The sequence below is a fragment of the Oceanobacter mangrovi genome (assembly GCF_019740315.1).
GTDB classification, from domain to species: Bacteria; Pseudomonadota; Gammaproteobacteria; order Pseudomonadales; family Oceanobacteraceae; genus Oceanobacter; species Oceanobacter mangrovi.
In genome coordinates this window covers 510401-526805 of sequence record NZ_JAHXZR010000003.1, presented here as the reverse complement: position 1 = coordinate 526805, position 16405 = coordinate 510401, and the positions used below count along the sequence as shown (strand labels likewise).

13 protein-coding genes and 2 tRNA genes are annotated in these 16405 nt (G+C 55.2%); 3 read left to right on the top strand and 12 right to left on the bottom strand.

From position 1 onward, the window contains the following. Positions 1–56 precede the first annotated feature (56 nt). The gene (locus K6123_RS09130) at positions 57–1529 is read left to right on the top strand and encodes a protein adenylyltransferase SelO (protein ID WP_221796875.1); all 1473 of its coding nucleotides are present in this window, start codon (positions 57–59) and stop codon (positions 1527–1529) included. Positions 1530–1742: 213 nt separating this feature from the next. On the opposite strand, the gene K6123_RS09125 is transcribed toward K6123_RS09130, so the two are convergent. From K6123_RS09125 to K6123_RS09090, 8 genes are all read right to left on the bottom strand, one after another. Beyond that, complete coding sequence (locus K6123_RS09125) at positions 1743–2318, bottom strand: AraC family transcriptional regulator (protein ID WP_221796874.1); 576 nt, start codon at positions 2316–2318, stop codon at positions 1743–1745. Further along, complete coding sequence (locus K6123_RS09120) at positions 2318–4117, bottom strand: TIGR03545 family protein (protein WP_221796873.1); 1800 nt, start codon at positions 4115–4117, stop codon at positions 2318–2320. Before K6123_RS09120 ends, K6123_RS09125 begins: the two co-directional genes overlap by 1 nt. Before the next feature lie 6 nt (positions 4118–4123). Further along, complete coding sequence (locus tag K6123_RS09115) at positions 4124–4630, bottom strand: TIGR03546 family protein (RefSeq protein WP_221796872.1); 507 nt, start codon at positions 4628–4630, stop codon at positions 4124–4126. A gap of 141 nt (positions 4631–4771) precedes the next feature. After that, positions 4772–7885, bottom strand: a complete 3114-nt coding sequence (locus K6123_RS09110) for an efflux RND transporter permease subunit (protein WP_221796871.1) — start codon at positions 7883–7885, stop codon at positions 4772–4774. Positions 7886–7899: 14 nt separating this feature from the next. Beyond that, a complete protein-coding gene (locus K6123_RS09105) occupies positions 7900–9048 on the bottom strand; it encodes an efflux RND transporter periplasmic adaptor subunit (protein ID WP_221796870.1) in 1149 nt (382 codons plus the stop codon). Between the two features lie 204 nt (positions 9049–9252). Further along, positions 9253–9732, bottom strand: coding sequence for a DUF4124 domain-containing protein (locus K6123_RS09100; RefSeq protein ID WP_221796869.1), 480 nt, complete (start codon positions 9730–9732; stop codon positions 9253–9255). Between the two features lie 56 nt (positions 9733–9788). Beyond that, the gene (gene recJ, locus K6123_RS09095) at positions 9789–11510 is read right to left on the bottom strand and encodes a single-stranded-DNA-specific exonuclease RecJ (RefSeq protein WP_246624689.1); all 1722 of its coding nucleotides are present in this window, start codon (positions 11508–11510) and stop codon (positions 9789–9791) included. 57 nt (positions 11511–11567) lie between these two features. Next, on the bottom strand, positions 11568–12419 hold the full coding sequence (locus K6123_RS09090) for a DNA ligase (protein WP_246624688.1): 852 nt from the start codon (positions 12417–12419) through the stop codon (positions 11568–11570). A gap of 214 nt (positions 12420–12633) precedes the next feature. On the opposite strand from K6123_RS09090, the gene folK reads away from it, so the two are divergent. Further along, the gene (folK, locus tag K6123_RS09085; protein ID WP_221796867.1) at positions 12634–13038 is read left to right on the top strand and encodes a 2-amino-4-hydroxy-6-hydroxymethyldihydropteridine diphosphokinase; all 405 of its coding nucleotides are present in this window, start codon (positions 12634–12636) and stop codon (positions 13036–13038) included. 12 nt (positions 13039–13050) lie between these two features. Here the strand turns inward: folK and K6123_RS09080 are convergent, their stop codons facing one another. The 3 genes from K6123_RS09080 to K6123_RS09070 all read right to left on the bottom strand — a co-directional run bounded on the left by K6123_RS09080 (position 13051) and on the right by K6123_RS09070 (position 14556). Beyond that, a complete protein-coding gene (locus tag K6123_RS09080; protein ID WP_221796865.1) occupies positions 13051–13776 on the bottom strand; it encodes an SDR family NAD(P)-dependent oxidoreductase in 726 nt (241 codons plus the stop codon). Between the two features lie 583 nt (positions 13777–14359). Beyond that, positions 14360–14436, bottom strand: a tRNA-Met gene (locus K6123_RS09075). Between the two features lie 43 nt (positions 14437–14479). Next, positions 14480–14556, bottom strand: a tRNA-Met gene (locus tag K6123_RS09070). Positions 14557–14732: 176 nt separating this feature from the next. On the opposite strand from K6123_RS09070, the gene K6123_RS09065 reads away from it, so the two are divergent. Next, the gene (locus K6123_RS09065) at positions 14733–15785 is read left to right on the top strand and encodes an AraC family transcriptional regulator (protein ID WP_221796864.1); all 1053 of its coding nucleotides are present in this window, start codon (positions 14733–14735) and stop codon (positions 15783–15785) included. An 82-nt stretch (positions 15786–15867) separates the two neighbouring features. Here K6123_RS09065 and K6123_RS09060 read toward each other — a convergent pair whose 3' ends face one another. Further along, positions 15868–16404, bottom strand: coding sequence for a hypothetical protein (locus K6123_RS09060; protein ID WP_221796861.1), 537 nt, complete (start codon positions 16402–16404; stop codon positions 15868–15870). Position 16405: the final 1 nt, after the last annotated feature.

Genomic DNA, 16405 nt, shown 5'->3' with positions numbered 1-16405 from the left:
GCAGTCGGGGCAGCGCCACTGCCCCGACTACTGCCGTCCAGCGACAGGAGCCCGCAATGACCCAATGGCAACCACTGCAGTCACTGTCACTGGAAAATGATTTTTCCCGTCTGCCCGGCCACCTGTATACCCGTCTTGATCCAACGCCATTGCCGGACCCAAGGTTGGTAAGCGCCAACCCCAAGGTCGCCGAAATGCTCGGCCTGGACCCCTGTAGCCTTGACCCTGAATTGCTGGCCGGCCTGCTCGGCGGCCATCAGCTACCTCAGGGTGCACAACCACTGGCGATGAAATATGCCGGTCACCAGTTCGGTATCTATAACCCGCAATTGGGTGACGGTCGCGGCTTGTTATTGGGAGAGCAGCCAGTCAATGGCGAGTTATGGGACTGGCATCTGAAAGGCGCCGGTCAAACGCCGTATTCACGCATGGGTGATGGTCGCGCGGTATTACGCTCCAGTTTGCGCGAATACCTGATCGGCGAAGCCCTTACCCATCTTGGAATCCCGTCGACCCGCGCACTGGCGCTGGGTGTAACCAGCCAGAAGATCCTGCGTGAGCGGGTTGAGCCAGGCGCGACCATTTTGCGTATCAGCCGCTGTCACGTGCGTTTTGGCCATTTCGAACATCTGTTCTATACCCGCCAGCACGATGATCTCAAACTGTTGGCTGACTACTGTCTGCAGCGCTGGTATCCAGAGTGTCTGGAGGCCGAAAATCCTTATCTTGCGATGTTCCGCGCCATCAGCAAACGCAGTGCTGAAATGGTTGCAGGCTGGATTGCCTATGGCTTCCTGCACGGCGTGATGAACACCGACAACATGTCGATTCTGGGCGAAACCTTTGACCATGGTCCGTTTGCCTTTATCGACCGCTGGAAGGAAGACGCTGTCTACAACCACACCGATCAGGAAAGCCGCTACGCCTTTGAGCAACAGCCCTATGTGATTCACTGGAATCTGTCAGCACTGGGTCAGGCGTTAACGCCGCTGATTGACGTTGAACTGCTGAAAGAAGAGCTCAACCGCTATTCCGGTTATTACAACAAAGCCTATCTGCAGCGCATGCGCGACCGTCTGGGGCTGGCACTCAGTGACCCCGGCGACAAGGATTTTATCCGCCGCTGGCGGGCGCTGCTGAACAGCAATCAGGCAGACTTCAACCCACTCTACCGGGCCTTGTCTGAAGCCCAGACAGAAGAGGATGGCAAGCCGGTGATCAACCGCCTGGATGTCGCGGCCTGGCAAACCATGCTGGCCGACTGGTTACCGGAATACGAAGCCCGACTCGCGCTGGAAAGCCGCAGCAGTGCCGACCGCAAACAGGCCATGTTGCAAACCAATCCGAGCTATATTTTGCGCACCCATGTCACCACTCATCTGGTCGATCAGGCTGAAGAAGGAAACTTCCAGCCAATTCACGACTGGCTGAAGATTTTGCAGAATCCATACGAAGAGCACGCCGGGTTTGAAGAATGGAAACGCGCACCAGACAGCAAGCGGCTGATTATGCTGAGCTGCTCGTCCTGACAAGCCAGGTTTGATCGGGGATAACCTTGATCGGGAATAAATTCCCTCCTACACATTTTGATGGCGTCGTGTAGGAGGGAATTTATTCCCGAACAGCGACAGCAGCACGTCATTATGACAAGCGGATTTACGGCTTTCTGTAGGGTCCCGGCATGCCGGGACTGCGGCCTGAATCATTCGCAGGGAATGATTCCCGCCCGCTTTCAGACAAACTCAAATCCGGGCTTCTACCGGCACCAGAATATCAACCAGGGCCTGTTCCGGCTCCACAAACGGCGGAAACTGTAGCCGTTCAAACAGCACGATACCTTCCGCCATTTCATAAGCGGATTGGGGTAACCAGTGTTCAATCAGCCACTGTGCCGCCAACATCAAACCGGCTTCGCCTCCCTGCAAGCGCAGCCGGGCGTATTCACCGGCACCAAACAGGTGTAGCCGGAATCCCTCAGCCAGTTTGCCAGCATTGATCGCCGCCTTGCGTTGCGGTGGAATTTCCGCCGCAATGCCGATATGCCAGTTGCCGTCAGCATCCGGCGCCCGCCGATAGTTGAGACTAAAGGTACGGCTGATGTTTGGAAATAACTCCAGCTGTTTACGCTGTTCAACAAAATGCCGAATGCTTTGCTGTAGCTGCTCAATCGGACCACGATGATCGTGAACCAGCAGACTCAGCGACGGCAGTTCGGTAACGTCGACAACCTCGTTTGACCACTGGCGGCTGCTGTCTGTCCAGTCAGCCGACAGGGTTACCTGTGGGGTGGTTTGTTTGCTGGTATCGGTAGCGGTCATCAGAATAGTCCTTTCAGTTTGTCAGTCGCTTTGGATTTCAGCTCATCCTTGGCCTTGCTCTTCTGCTGGTCAACATAGTCATCCAGCTTGGCCTGAGCCAGATCTTCCAGCTGCGCCAACTTGTCCGTCAGCTTGGAATCGTTGTTGTTGAGTGCCTGCAGATCATCAGCATAGGCACCGGCATACTGACTGATCTTGTCGTTCAGCTGGCTTTGCAATTTGGCTTCCAGCTCATCCTGTTTGGCACTCAAACGCTTCTTGAAAGCAGCGTTGAGCTGCTTGTCGAGATCCGAGCCAAATTCCAGTTTCGGGCTACCCAGCGGGCCAGTGGCACGGCCATCAATGGTGAAGCTGCTGATGCTGTTAAGCGCGCCTAGCAGCTCCTTGGCAAAGACAGTTTGGCCGTTGCCGTCGAAACGGGTCTGGCCAAACTGGCCTTCCAGGCGGCCAGTCAAGGCATCACCGGTTTTATCGGTTTGCACCTGCGCCATGCCCTGAATCTGCGCCATGGCGGAATCCAGTTTGGTATCGCCAAGGCCCAGATTGACGCCATCGAGTTGCCAGTCACTGGCTTCCAGGGACACCAGATCCGTGCTCGGGCTGCGGGTATGATCAAGAGTGATGTTAATGGCCAGCGCCTTGACGGTTTTCAGCTCGCTGCCATCAATGTCGATACGGGCCGGACGTCCCAGTACGCGCTGCTGGCTGGTCAGGTCTGTACCTGTAATGGCCAGATTACCGGCACTGGTGATGGCACTCATGCTGGTATGACGAATCAGGAATTCCGGCCATGGGTCATCCGTCGGGAAATGCACAAAGCGGCCTTCCGGACGCAGGTATTCGGCTTGCTGTTCTTCATCACCGCCACTGCTGAGGAAAGGTTTCACCTTCTCATACCAGTACAGCGCCTGCTGCGCCCATTCACCGGCTTCGTCACCAAACAGCAGGGACGACAGGTTGGCAGCGCCCGTGGCGTTCAGCTGGTACTTGTCGCGGATGCTGGCAAGGTCTTCACCCGGAGCGGCTTTCAGTTGCTTCAGCCGTTCGGTGATTTCTGTACGGGAGTCACCAATCAGATCCTTGGCAGTATTGATCGACTTCTTGTCGGCCTTGAACTGCTCTTTCAGGGCATCGAGCTTTTTCTTGCGCTCATTAAAGTCTTCCAGCGAAGCGACCTTGCCCGAAGTGATGGCTTTGACGTCAACCTGATATTGCGCCAGACGGGCATCGTCAGGCACCGCCGCCAGCGCATCGTTCACCTGCTGCTGACGACGATCGAAGGTTTCTTTCAGAGCCGAACCGGCAGCGTCGGTTTTCAAAGATTCACGGGCCAGAATCTCACTGGCAGATGGCAAATTACCCACCACTGAATCTTTCACACTGGCTGCGGCATCCGCAACGGCCGAAGATTGTTTGCTGGTCGAGCTGCTTTTCTCCAGTGCTCCGGACGTGGTGCGAGTGGTGTTGAACTGCAGGCCGTTAACGCTGAGATCACGGATAATGCCCTTGCCCAACAACAGCGGAGCCAGATCAACAGTGGCCGCCGCAGACTGGAACTCAAGCAGGTTTTCCATTGGCTTGTCGGCGTTGGCGACGGTCATACGGCCGAGTTCAAAGCCCAGCGGCGACAGGTTAAATGCCACATCATCGACGTCTACCCTGGCACCGGCAGCTTTGGAGCCAACACTTTCAATCGCCATTTTTACCAGCGGTCCGGCCGCCAGCACAAAAAACGCCGCCAGCAAAGCTACAACCACCACAAAGCCAATCAGGCCGGACCAGCGAATCCATTTCAACATAATCGATTACCCCGCCAGCGACTGATAGAGGTTGTAGAACTTGCTGGCTTTCAGCACTTGTACCACCTTGAGCTTGTTCACCCATACCATCACTCGATGACGGTATTGATTGATCAATACCCGCAGCACCACAAACAGCGGCGCAAATGCCACCATGGCAATCACAAAGCCACCCAGGGTCAGGGTGTGGTTAAAGCCCATCAGGCGCCAGAAGTCGTTCTGATACAGCGAAGTCCAGGTGTCTATTAATGCCGGATTAGCCAGCAGGCTTTCACCCAGTCGTACTGACAGCGGGTCAACCACCATCGCCAGCAACGAAAACAACGCCAGCCCCACCAGAAAGCTGCTGAAGTTGCAGCGAATCAGCAGCGCTACTAACAGGATCAAGAGGTTATGCAGTCCCCAGAACGGGGTCAGGGCAACCGGCAACGCCAGGCACAGAGCCAGAGCAATTTGCCAGGGGGCAGTTTCAGAGTTGAGCGCTTTGAGCAGTTTGGCCAGAGAGCTGAGCATATGCAGTTCCTTGAGCTTTGGCGGCGGGCGTATGAATGAAGAACAATACGAGCGGCCAATATAAAACCGGGCGGAGGATAAATCCACCGCCCGGCTCTCATCTCAGCTAGCCCCGGATATTCCATCATCCGGGCAGTTGGATCAGGCTTGCTGATCCTTGTTACCGCTAATGAGGCGCGACAACTTCATCACCAGCAGGTAGAACACCGGCACAAAGAAGATGGCCAGGAAGGTTGCGGTCAACATACCACCGATGACCCCGGTACCAATCGCCTGACGGCTGGCGGCACCTGCGCCGGTGCTGATTGCCAGTGGCAATACACCCAGCATAAAGGCCATCGAGGTCATGATGATCGGCCGCAGACGCAGACGGGCAGCTTCCAGTGACGCTTCCAGCAGCGACTTGCCGGCTTCATATTCCGCCTTGGCGAATTCCACAATCAGAATCGCGTTTTTGGCAGACAGACCAATGGTGGTCAGCAGACCGACCTGGAAATACACGTCGTTGGCTAGGCCACGACCATAGGTCGCCAGCAAGGCACCCAGCACGCCCAGAGGCACGACCAGGATTACAGCGAACGGTACCGACCAGCTTTCGTACAGAGCTGCCAGACAGAGGAACACCACCAGCAACGACAGGGCATACAGCATTGGCGCCTGGGAGCCCGCCATTCGTTCCTGATACGACATACCGGTCCATTCATAACCCACACCGGCAGGCAGTTTGGCAATCAGCTCTTCCATTGCCGCCATCGCATCACCGGTACTCAGACCCGGCGCGGCTTCACCCTGGATGTTCATTGACGGAACGCCGTTGTAACGCTCCAGTCGTGGTGAGCCGTAATCCCAATAGGTGGTTGCGAAGGAGCTGAACGGCACCATCTCACCCTTGTTGTTACGCACGTACCACTTCTCAAAGTCTTCCGGCAGCATCCGCGCCGGAGCATCACCCTGAACATAAACCTTCTTGACCCGACCGCGGTCCATGAAGTCGTTAACGTAGGCAGAGCCCCAGGCTGTACTGATTGTGCTGTTAACGTCAGACACATTCAGACCCAGTGATTTAACCTTCTCGTAGTCGATATCGAGACGGAAAATCGGCACGTCCTGCATACCATTAGGACGCACACGTACCAGCCGTGAATCCTGTGACGCCATGCCCAGCAGCATGTTACGGGCCTGAGTCAGTTTTTCATGGCCAATGTTGCCACGGTCCTGCAGCTGCAGGTTGAAACCGGTAGCCGTACCCAGCGCAATGATCGGCGGCAGGTTGATCGGGTAGATCACCGCATCCTTGACCTGGCTGAGTGCTCCCCAGGCTCGACCAATAGCCGCTCCCACAGACAGACTCGGATCCTTACGTTCATCCCAGTGCTTCAGCTTCACAAACGCCATGCCCTGGTTTTGGCCCTGACCAGCAAAGCTGAAACCAGACACGGTGAACACAGAATCCACGGCGGGATCCTGTTTGAAGTAGGCGCTGATCTCGTCCATTACCTCATGGTTACGCTCCATGGTGGCACCCGTTGGCAGCATCACCAGGTTGAGGAATACCCCCTGATCTTCGTCCGGCAGGAATGACGCTGGCAAACGCACATAAACCACAGCCAGAATAGCGATCATGCCTGCATAAACCAGCAGCATCCGAATCGGCGCATTCAGAGTCCGGCGTACACCGTTCTGGTAGCGGCCAGTCGCCTTGGCAAACATACGGTTGAAGAAACCAAACAGTCCTTTTTCACCATGATCGTCTTTATGTGGACGCAGCAACATGGCACACAGAGCTGGCGTCAGTGTCAGTGCCACCAGAACCGACAGCCCCATGGCAGACACAATGGTCAACGAGAACTGGCGGTAAATCGCACCGGTAGAACCGGACATAAAGGCCATCGGCACAAATACCGCCGACAGCACCAGCGCAATACCAATCAGGGCACTGGTGATCTGCTCCATCGAACGACGAGTCGCTTCACGTGGTGGCAGACCTTCTTCTTCCATCACCCGTTCAACGTTTTCCACCACCACGATGGCATCATCCACCAGCAGACCAATCGCCAGCACCAGACCAAACATGGTCAGGGTGTTAATGCTGTAGCCAGCGGCAGCCATAATCCCGAAGGTACCCAGCAGGACGACCGGCACCGCAATGGTTGGAATCAGGGTTGCGCGGAACTTGCCGAGGAACAGGAACATCACCAGGAACACCAGTACCACAGCTTCAAACAGCGTGTGTTCAACCTCGGCAATGGAGATTTCCACAAACGGTGTGGTGTCGTACGGATAGATAATTTCCAGCCCTTGCGGGAAGAACGGCTTCAGCTCATCCAGACGCTTGCGAACGGCATCGGCGGTGTCCAGTGCGTTGGCACCAGAGGCCAGCTGGATACCCAAACCGGTAGCCGGTTTGCCGTTGAAATAGCTGTCAACGGAATAGCTTTCAGCACCCAGCTCAATACGGGCGACGTCTTTCAGACGTACCTGGGAACCATCCGGGTTTACTTTCAGCAGAATGTTTTCGAACTCGTCGACGTTCGACATCCGCGTCTGCGCCACAATGGTCGCGTTCAGTTGCTGACCATCCACGGCAGGCAGGCCGCCCAGTTCACCGGCCGGAAATTGGGTGTTCTGCTCGGAAACAGCCTGACGAACTTCCAGTGGCGTGAGGTTGTAGGCGGTCAGCTTTTCAGGCTGCAGCCAGATACGCATGGCGTACTGGGCACCAAATACGGTGATGTTACCAACACCGGGAACCCGTGACAGTGGCTCTTTCAGCTGGCTGATACCAAAGTCAGCGAGGTCACCCTTATTAAGGCTACCGTCACCGGAAACCAGACCAACCACCATCAGGAAGCCTTCACGGCCCTTGCTGACGGAAACCCCCTGGCGCTGCACTTCTTCCGGCAGCAGAGGCTCGGCCTGGGACAGTTTGTTCTGCACCTGAACCTGGGCAATATCCGGGTCGGTACCGGCTTCAAAGGTCAGCGTAATGGTCGCGCGGCCGGAGCTGGCACTGTTGGACGACATATACAGCAGACCGTCCAGGCCAGTCATGTTCTGCTCAATCACCTGGGTCACGCTGTCTTCCAGGGTCTGTGCAGAAGCACCCGGGTAGGTCGCTTCAATGGCCACGCTTGGCGGCGCAATCGTCGGGTACTGCTGTACCGGCAGATTCACAAGGCTCAGGCCACCCGCCACCATAATGATGATGGCGATTACCCAGGCAAATACGGGTCGATCAATAAAAAACTTTGCCATGATCCTGCGACTCCTCAGTGGCCCGCTTCAGTGCCAGCACTGACAGGGTTCGGGCTCACTGGAATCCCAGGCTTGATCTTCTGCAGGCCGGAAACAATCACGCGCTGGCCTTCTGACAGACCGGAAGCCACCAGCCACTGGTCACCCACCGCACGGGTTACCACTACAGGGCGCATCTGCACAGTGTTGTTTTCATCCACCAGCATTACAGTGGTGCTGCCATCCGGGTTACGGCTGACGCCACGTTGCGGTACCAGAATGGCACTATCAACATGATCGACGGCAATGCGGGCACGCACGAACATACCAGGCATCAGAGCGTGGTTCTTGTTCTCGAAAATGCTGCGCACGTTAACGGTGCCAGTGCCCTGGTCAACACCCACATCGGCAAACTGGATCTTGCCGGTTTCCGCCAGTACTGAGCCGTCCTGCATTTCCAGTGCGACGTTGGCAGAGACACTTTCCTGCTGCATCTTCACAACGCTCAAAGCCGGTGCCTGAACGTCGACATAAACCGGTGAAGTCTGACGGATAACGGTCAGCGGAGAAGCCTGCTGGGCAGACACCAGTGAACCTTCGGTAATGGTAGAGCGGGAAATCACACCGGAGATCGGTGCGGTGATTTCGGTATAACCCAGGTTAACCCGGGCGCTTTCAACCGCAGCCTTGGCCGCTTTAACCTGGGCTTCAGCCTGCAGTGCAGCGGCTGATGAGTCATCGACGTCCTGACGGCTGATGGCTGATTTTTTCGACAGCTCAGCGTAACGGTCAGCTTTCAGACGAGCGCTATAGGCATTGGCTTCCGCCACTGCCAGTGAGGCTTTGGCGCTTTCCAGATTGGCTTGATAGAGGGTTGGGTCAATCTGATAAAGCTTGTCGCCGGCCTTGACGCTGGTACCTTCTTCAAAGAAACGACGCAGGATAATGCCGTTAACCTGAGGGCGAATTTCAGCAACACGGTAGGCAGTCACACGACCAGCCAGTGTATCGGTCAGCTGGAAAGACTGTGCACTGACGGTGACCACATCCACGGCTGGTGGTGGCATTTGCTGTGCTGCAGCTGCCGGTGCCGCCTTTTCTTCCTGACAGGCACTCAGTGTAACGACCAGAGCTGCCATCAACGGGAGTTTGAGGTAACCCGAACCTGCGTACTTTCTTCCCATACCATCCTCTTGAAATTAAAAAGATTCTGCTGGAGAACCTGCAAATATTGCTATTGGCCACTGCTCAATGGCGGTGACACTTTATGGATTCTGGCCAGAATTCTGGTGTAGCTGACCTTCAAAAACTAGGTTGTACTGACGGAATGAATTGTTAGCATAATTGAGAAAATAATCATCTTGAGTTTCACTGATGGATCGATGCAACTAGTAGCAGTACTCAATGATTTTGTTTCTCAGCTGCTGTTGGCGCTTTGATCCATCCACGGCAGCCTTGGCATCGTTATAGATCTTGTAACTGGCAGCACGGTGCTGCTCTCGATAACGCTCGCATTTGGCGTCGATGGCAGCCTGTCGTTTTTGTTCTTGTTCCAGTTTATACGCTTTGTATTGACGGCTTTGGCTGCTGTCAGTAGTTGAGGAAAATTCCAGCGCCTGCTTGTGTAACTCAGGCGTCTGATATTCCGACATCGGCTTAAGCTCCACGGCCTCGGCCTTGCTGGTATCTGCTGGCGGCTCGTCACTGAAATGCAGCTTGCCCTCTGCATCCGTCCAGCGGTAGATCTCGGCCTGCACCAGGCCACACCAGCTGAATATCAACGCCATTAATAGAATGACAGTATTTAAATTAATAACACCGCGCTGCCACCGGCAAGCTGAACGCATGGGTCGTGACAAACCAGCCATCCTTGGCCTCCTTTATCCATTCACAAATAGCAGCCCGTCGGCATGTGCCGCATGAGTCATCCAGCGACCGCGTGGCGCACCAGCAACTGTACCGAACGACGGCCACGAAAATCATTAACATCGAGCTGAAACACCAGCTGAGCCTGCTTTTGCGGCGATGGCCATTGACTGATATCGACATTAAACCAGATAGCATCCAGCAACAGATCTGTACTTTCGGGTTGCACCACCATTTTCAGATGTTTTGCCCCAACCAGCCGTTGTTGCACCAGTGTGAAACGCCCACTGAACACCGGCTCCGGGAATCCCTGTCCCCAGGGGCTGGCCCAACGCAGCTGTTCTGCCAACCCCAGGCTGAACTCTTCTGCCGACAGCTCGCCGTCCACTTCAATGATCTGATCCAGTGCTGCCGGTGTCAGCAACTCTTCGCAGACGCTGGCGAACGCCTGACTGAAACGCTCAAAGCCGCCTGCTTGCAAGGTCAATCCTGCGGCCATTGCATGACCACCAAATTTCAGCATCAGACCAGGATAACGCTTATCGAGCAGGTCCAGTGCATCGCGCATATGCAAACCGGCAATCGAGCGAGCCGAACCCTTGAGGTTGCCATCATCACCGGGGGCAAAGGCAATCACCGGGCGATATACCTTGTCCTTGATGCGCGACGCCAGAATGCCAATCACGCCCTGATGCCATTCCTGATTAAACAGACAGACACCGGCAGGACAGGCCTGGGTCATTTCCAGCTGCTGCAAAAAGCGTTCGGCATCCGCCGTCATGCTGGCTTCGATTTGGCGACGGTCACGATTCAGCTCATCCAGCTGGGCAGCCATTTGTACCGCCAGCTGCGGCTGCTCAGTCAACAAACATTCAATCCCCAACGCCATGTCGTCGAGTCGGCCTGCTGCATTCAGCCGTGGCCCGACCACAAAACCAAAGTCGGCAGCGACCACTGCATTGGCATCCCGACCGGCAACCTCCAGCAGTGCACGAATGCCTGGCTGACAACGGCCTGCCCGAATCCGCCGCAAGCCCTGTTCCACCAGAATACGATTGTTGTAATCCAGCGGAACCACATCCGCGACCGTTGCCAGCGCCACCAGATCCAGCAGCTCTGCCAGATTCGGCTCTGGCCAACCACGGGCGTTAAAAAAGCCAACACTTGCAAGACGCGACTTCAATGCCAGCATCAGATAAAAAATAACGCCACAGCCACAGGCAGCCTTGCTGGGAAATTCACACCCTGGCTGATTGGGATTGATGATCGCTTCGGCCTCTGGCAGTTGCTCACCCGGCAGGTGGTGATCAGTTACCAGTACCCGGATACCTTGCTGGCGCGCCGCCGCCACACCGGCTACGGCAGCAATGCCGTTATCAACGGTAATGATCAGATCTGGTCGCATGGGTATCGCCACCGCCACCAGCTCAGGAGTCAGGCCATAACCAAAATCAAACCGGTTCGGCACCAGGTAGTCGACTTGCTGCAAGCCCATACTACGCAGCGCCCGAATGGCCACTGCGGTACTGGTGGCACCATCCACATCGAAATCGCCCACCACCAGCACTCGCCATTGCCGCTCGAGTGCTTGCTGTAATAAATCCAGCGCGGGCTGTAATCCCTTGAGGGAATGGTAGGACTGCAGGTTTTTCAGGGTCAGCTGCAGCTCAGCGCTGTCAGTAACACCACGGGCAGCATAGATACGCTGCAGCAGTGCCGGTAGATCCGGCAACTGCCAGCGGTCAGGCAGGGAACGTTGAATAATGCGCGGTTGTTGCAAGGTCAGCCTCCAGTCGAAGCTGGCAGTATAACAATGCCGTCAGGCTGGCGCAGGACCTCATTCCAGCGGTCGCACCCGCTCAAAACGGGCAAAGCGTGGCAGGCCGCTGCTGGTATAACCATTATAGGAATAGGTAACCCGTGTGCCCTTGTCAGGAGGGTCACGGCGCAGGTCATCCGTCAGGCCTGAGCCCAGCCGCATCACCCGACCATTGTCGAGCCGGACTTCCAGTGAGCCGGTCATGCCTTCATATTTGCCTTTGCCTGCAACATAGCCGATGACGATTGCCTCGCCATCCTGATGTATTTTGAGCTTCAGCATGTCGTCACTGCGACTGGCCTGATAAAACGAAGCCCTCCGTTTCAGCATCAGACCTTCACCACCCGCCTCGACCATCTGCTGTAACTGTTGCTGCAGCTCACCATCATTACTGACGGCCTGCTGACTGACGACCTGAACCCACGGGTTCCCCAACTCTGCCACCAGGGTTTTCAACACCCAATAACGATCCTCGAAAGCTGCCGGGTTACTAGGCAAGTCAAACACCATAAAGCGGACCGCTGCCCAGGCTTCATCATCCGGCACGCCCATTTGCTGTACCAGACTGCTGACCTGCTCAAAACGATTACGGCCCGCCCACAGCTCACCATCCAACGGCGTATTGGGCAAATGAGCAATAAACCAGGCTGGTGCATTAATCTTCAGGCCGCTACGGCTGCGCAACTCGGAACCCGTCCAATAAGCGCGTACACCATCGAGTTTTTCGCTGATGAAATAGTCTGCCGGGTTATAGGACTGCTGCCATTCTTTGGCGAGCATTAAAGGAGGGACTGACGGCGAGGCGCTCCACAAGGGCGTCGATACCATCAGCAACATAACAATCATCAAGCCAGCGAGTGCCAAATCCATAGCAACCTCCATCCGGTTCCATTTACACAGGGGATCTTGCGGGTAATTGCTCCTGCTACCCGAGGCTCTTTATACCCTGCCAAAGCATCAATTTCCCACCGCTTTTACAAAACCGGGGCGCTCACCTCAACTTTTGCCAAGGAGATCAAACTTGACAGTCGCTGTACAACTTTCCCATGCTTGTACAACTTATTCAGGGATTAGCGGAGCCGCCATGCGCTTCTATTTGCTGGGGCTGGGCAGCAACATCGACCCGGCCAGTAACCTCAACAAGGCCATGCAGTTGCTCCAGCAGCAACTACAGGTACTGGACTGTTCGCCGGTAATCGACACCGCCGCCGTCGGTTCCTGCTTTAATGCCGCGTTCAAGAACCAGCTGATACTGGCGGCCTGCCCACTCTCGCCCGAGCACCTGAAGCAGCAACTGCTGCAAATGGAAGAACGCCTGGGAAGAGAACCCAAAACGCCAGAACGCCAATTTCACGACCGGCCAATCGACATCGACATTCTTGCCTATGCCGACGAGCCCGAGCCATGCCTGCAAACCGAACTGAGTGAAAGCTATTACCAGACCGCGCTGCAGCGCTGGCAACCGCAACTGGCACTCAGATCCGTCTGAACATCACACCACTCAGAGACTGAAGGTTTGATCGTAGCGGTTAGCAACAAAACGACCGCCATCAACCCGCATCGCCGAACCTGTGATTGCATCGTTATCAATCAGATAATCACAGGCCTTCACAATCGAGCCATAACCGAGTTCGCGTCGAATCAGCGACTGCGACAACACCTGTTGACGATAGGCTTCGTCATGATCCGGCAGAAACTGGATTGGCCCCGGTTGCAGCATATTTACCCGCACCTTGCCCGCCAGTCTCTGCGCCATACTCAGCCCCCAGTTGTGCAACGCCGCCTTGCTGGCACAGTAGGCCGCAAAACGTTCGTTAGGAATTTCCACATAGATGTCGGAAATCACAATCATTGAAGCGTCTTCACGCCAATGATTGGTCAAGGCCTGGGTAATCAGCATCGGTGCTGTCACATGCACGTTCAAATGCTTGTTGATATGAGCCGCCTGCTCAGCCGGGGTAAAACCGGCAGAACTGTCGGTGGCAAAACAGGAAGCGTTGTGAATCACCACATCGAATGGCTCTTCTTTGGCCAACTCGACACACAGCCGAATGGTGTCGGCGTTATCACCCAGATTGCCCTGAATCACCCGCAACGATGGATGCGGTGCCAACTCATTACGGGTGTTGTAATGAGCAACCACCTGCCAGCCTTGCTCCAGATAATGCTCGGTCAGGGTTTTGCCCAGACGACGGGCACCGCCGGTAATCAGAATTCTGCGTGACATACACCAACCTCATTTGAAAACCTGCTCAGGGTACCGAGCGATGGTCAAAATGGAAAGGTGGCTATAGTCCCCATAAATGAGGGTGATGGCGTCTGAAGGAATGATGGGAATCCAAATTTCAGACACAAAAAACCGACTCAAGGCCGGTTTCTATGAAAATCGATGATGTTCTTATAAATGATTGCGGGAGCCGGATTGAACGGGGGCGCTCAGCTCGACGGCCGTAGGTCGGTGGTTCGCAACAGAGCGTGACGGCAGCAATCGGGAATAAACTCCCTCCTACAACACCGACAAAGCTAGAAGGTCATTGGCCACCCTAAGCTCCAGACACAAAAAGAACGACTCAGGCCGGTTTCTTTGAAAATCGATGATGTTCTTATAAATGGTTAGCCGGATTGAACGGGGGCGCCCAGCTCGACGGCCGTAGGTCGGCGGTTCGCAACAGAGCGTGACGGCAGCAATCGGGAATAAATTCCCTCCTACAACACCGACAAAGCTAGAGGCTAATTAGCCCCCTAAACTCCAGACACAAAAAAACCGACTCAAGGCCGGTTTCTTTGAAAATCGATGATGTTCTTATAAATGGTTGCGGGAGCCGGATTTGAACCGACGACCTTCGGGTTATGAGCCCGACGAGCTACCAGGCTGCTCCATCCCGCGACATCATCTTGCTACTCTGACTTAAACCTTCACTACGAAAAATTGGTTGCGGGAGCCGGATTTGAACCGACGACCTTCGGGTTATGAGCCCGACGAGCTACCAGGCTGCTCCATCCCGCGTCAGAGGCTGCGTATAATACGGATAGAATTTTCTAAGTCAAGCATATTTATTCAGCGAGACATAAAAGAAGAGACAGGCAGAAGATTCACAATAAAAAGCCCAAGATGGGGCTGGCCTGATGGCAGATGTGGTGTTAGGTTTAGATGCAACAAAAATAACAACAACGACATTGCTTATGAGTGCTTACCTTACACCGACATTGACGTCGGCTGCATTGCACCCTCTGTTCGCGCTAATGCGTGATCGTGGCCTCAACCCCGAAGAATTACCGGAGTTAGCCAACGACTGGGGGAATAACCAGACACAGTTTCCGGTGCCGGTTTTCGATCGGATTCTGGAGCAGGCCAGCAATTCACTGAGGCTTCCCGCCATCGGTGTGCAGCTTGGCAGCCGTCTCGACTGGAGACGCTTCCGTCTACTCGCCTATCTCCTCAGCGAGTGCCGTACCGGCCGGGATGCCCTGTCTCAGTTACGCCGCTATTACCCCCTGATCAGCGATAGCCATCCACCCGATGTGTTTATCGGCCAACATTCCGTCAAGGTCGTTTTCTACGTCAGTGACGGCAGCCCAACCAATAAACAAACCCGTGCCGAACTGGTTGCCGCTGGCATCCACGACGTTGGTTCGCGTTTGGGCGATGGTTTCTACAAGATTACCGGCATTGGTTTCCAGCAGCCTGCTCCGGCCTACCGCGAGCAGCTCGACCGCTATTTCACGGTACCGGTTCGGTTTGGTGAAAGCTGCAACTGGATCAGTTTCTCCAGCGACTACCTCGACAAGTCGATGAAACAGGCTCAGCCATTCCTGGAAAGCATGCTGGAAGGCGCGGAAGTGCCGTGGAAATCAGAAGACCGCGAACGGCCATTCAGCCGCAAGCTGCGTCATATTCTGTATTACTGGCCAACCTGTTTGCCGATGACCAAGGAAGCGGTAGCGGATCTGCTGGGCACCAGTGCCCGCACCCTGACCCGCCGCTTGCAGGAAGAAGGCAGCCAGTTCTCTGAACTGAGCAAACATTGTCGCCTGGTTCGTGCAGCCGCTGCGCTCAAACGCACCAGCAAGGACGTCCAGCAACTAGCCAATGAACTGGGATTTTCGGATCGACGGGGATTTGAGCGGGCGTTCAAGCAGTGGACCGGCCAGACTCCGGCAGCCTTCCGCCGCCAGTGGCGCAACCAGAGCAGCGCTGTAAGCGGTGCCACCATGGAAGCCAGCGGCTTTTACTAGCCACTGCTCTTCGCAGTCGTTATTCACTGCTCTGCAACAACACCCGTACGACCAGCATAGCTGGCCCTACGGGTGTTCGTCGTTATTCCATTATGGATTCAATATCGTCCTTACGACGCTTGACCATTTCCAGCACATCTGTCGGAACCTGATCCGCTTCAGCCAGAATCTGCAAAGATGATTTTAACAGCTGCTCCATCGAATCCAGCTGTTCAGCTGGCATGGCATTGCTGCTGCGCAGCTGTTGCAGTTGCGCCAGCTGCTGCTGGATTTGAGCGCGAGCGCCTTCTGGTTCGTCATTTTCCAGCGCCAGCATGGCCATGCTGATATCGGTGCTGACTTCAGCCCAGTGCTCTACGGAATTAAACCCGTACTGCATCACCTGACTGTTAAACTGGCTGTATAAACCGGCACTTTTCAGAGCATTGATACCCTGTTGGTAAACTTCTTTCAGTCCCTGCCCCGGTTGCATGGTCTGCTCCGGAGCAACATTGGGATGTTGCTCCATCCACTGATCCAGCTTGGGCATCGAAGTGATCCACTGATCAATTTCCTTGTCGGTCAGTGCCAGAGCCTGGGAAGCCGTCAACAGGGCCGCCACTGCAATCGCTAAACGCATA

Excerpts from the sequence above, each read along its gene's own strand:
- K6123_RS09115 (WP_221796872.1), bottom strand. The coding sequence starts at position 4,630 with ATGCTCAGCTCTCTGGCCAAACTGCTCAAAGCGCTCAACTCTGAAACT.
- K6123_RS09060 (WP_221796861.1), bottom strand. The coding sequence starts at position 16,404 with ATGCGTTTAGCGATTGCAGTGGCGGCCCTGTTGACGGCTTCCCAGGCT.
- K6123_RS09130 (WP_221796875.1), top strand. The coding sequence starts at position 57 with ATGACCCAATGGCAACCACTGCAGTCACTGTCACTGGAAAATGATTTT.
- K6123_RS09100 (WP_221796869.1), bottom strand. The coding sequence starts at position 9,732 with ATGGCTGGTTTGTCACGACCCATGCGTTCAGCTTGCCGGTGGCAGCGC.
- folK (WP_221796867.1), top strand. The coding sequence starts at position 12,634 with ATGCGCTTCTATTTGCTGGGGCTGGGCAGCAACATCGACCCGGCCAGT.
- K6123_RS09125 (WP_221796874.1), bottom strand. The coding sequence starts at position 2,318 with ATGACCGCTACCGATACCAGCAAACAAACCACCCCACAGGTAACCCTG.
- K6123_RS09105 (WP_221796870.1), bottom strand. The coding sequence starts at position 9,048 with ATGGGAAGAAAGTACGCAGGTTCGGGTTACCTCAAACTCCCGTTGATG.
- K6123_RS09110 (WP_221796871.1), bottom strand. The coding sequence starts at position 7,885 with ATGGCAAAGTTTTTTATTGATCGACCCGTATTTGCCTGGGTAATCGCC.
- K6123_RS09120 (WP_221796873.1), bottom strand. The coding sequence starts at position 4,117 with ATGTTGAAATGGATTCGCTGGTCCGGCCTGATTGGCTTTGTGGTGGTT.
- K6123_RS09090 (WP_246624688.1), bottom strand. The coding sequence starts at position 12,419 with ATGGATTTGGCACTCGCTGGCTTGATGATTGTTATGTTGCTGATGGTA.
- K6123_RS09065 (WP_221796864.1), top strand. The coding sequence starts at position 14,733 with ATGAGTGCTTACCTTACACCGACATTGACGTCGGCTGCATTGCACCCT.
- K6123_RS09080 (WP_221796865.1), bottom strand. The coding sequence starts at position 13,776 with ATGTCACGCAGAATTCTGATTACCGGCGGTGCCCGTCGTCTGGGCAAA.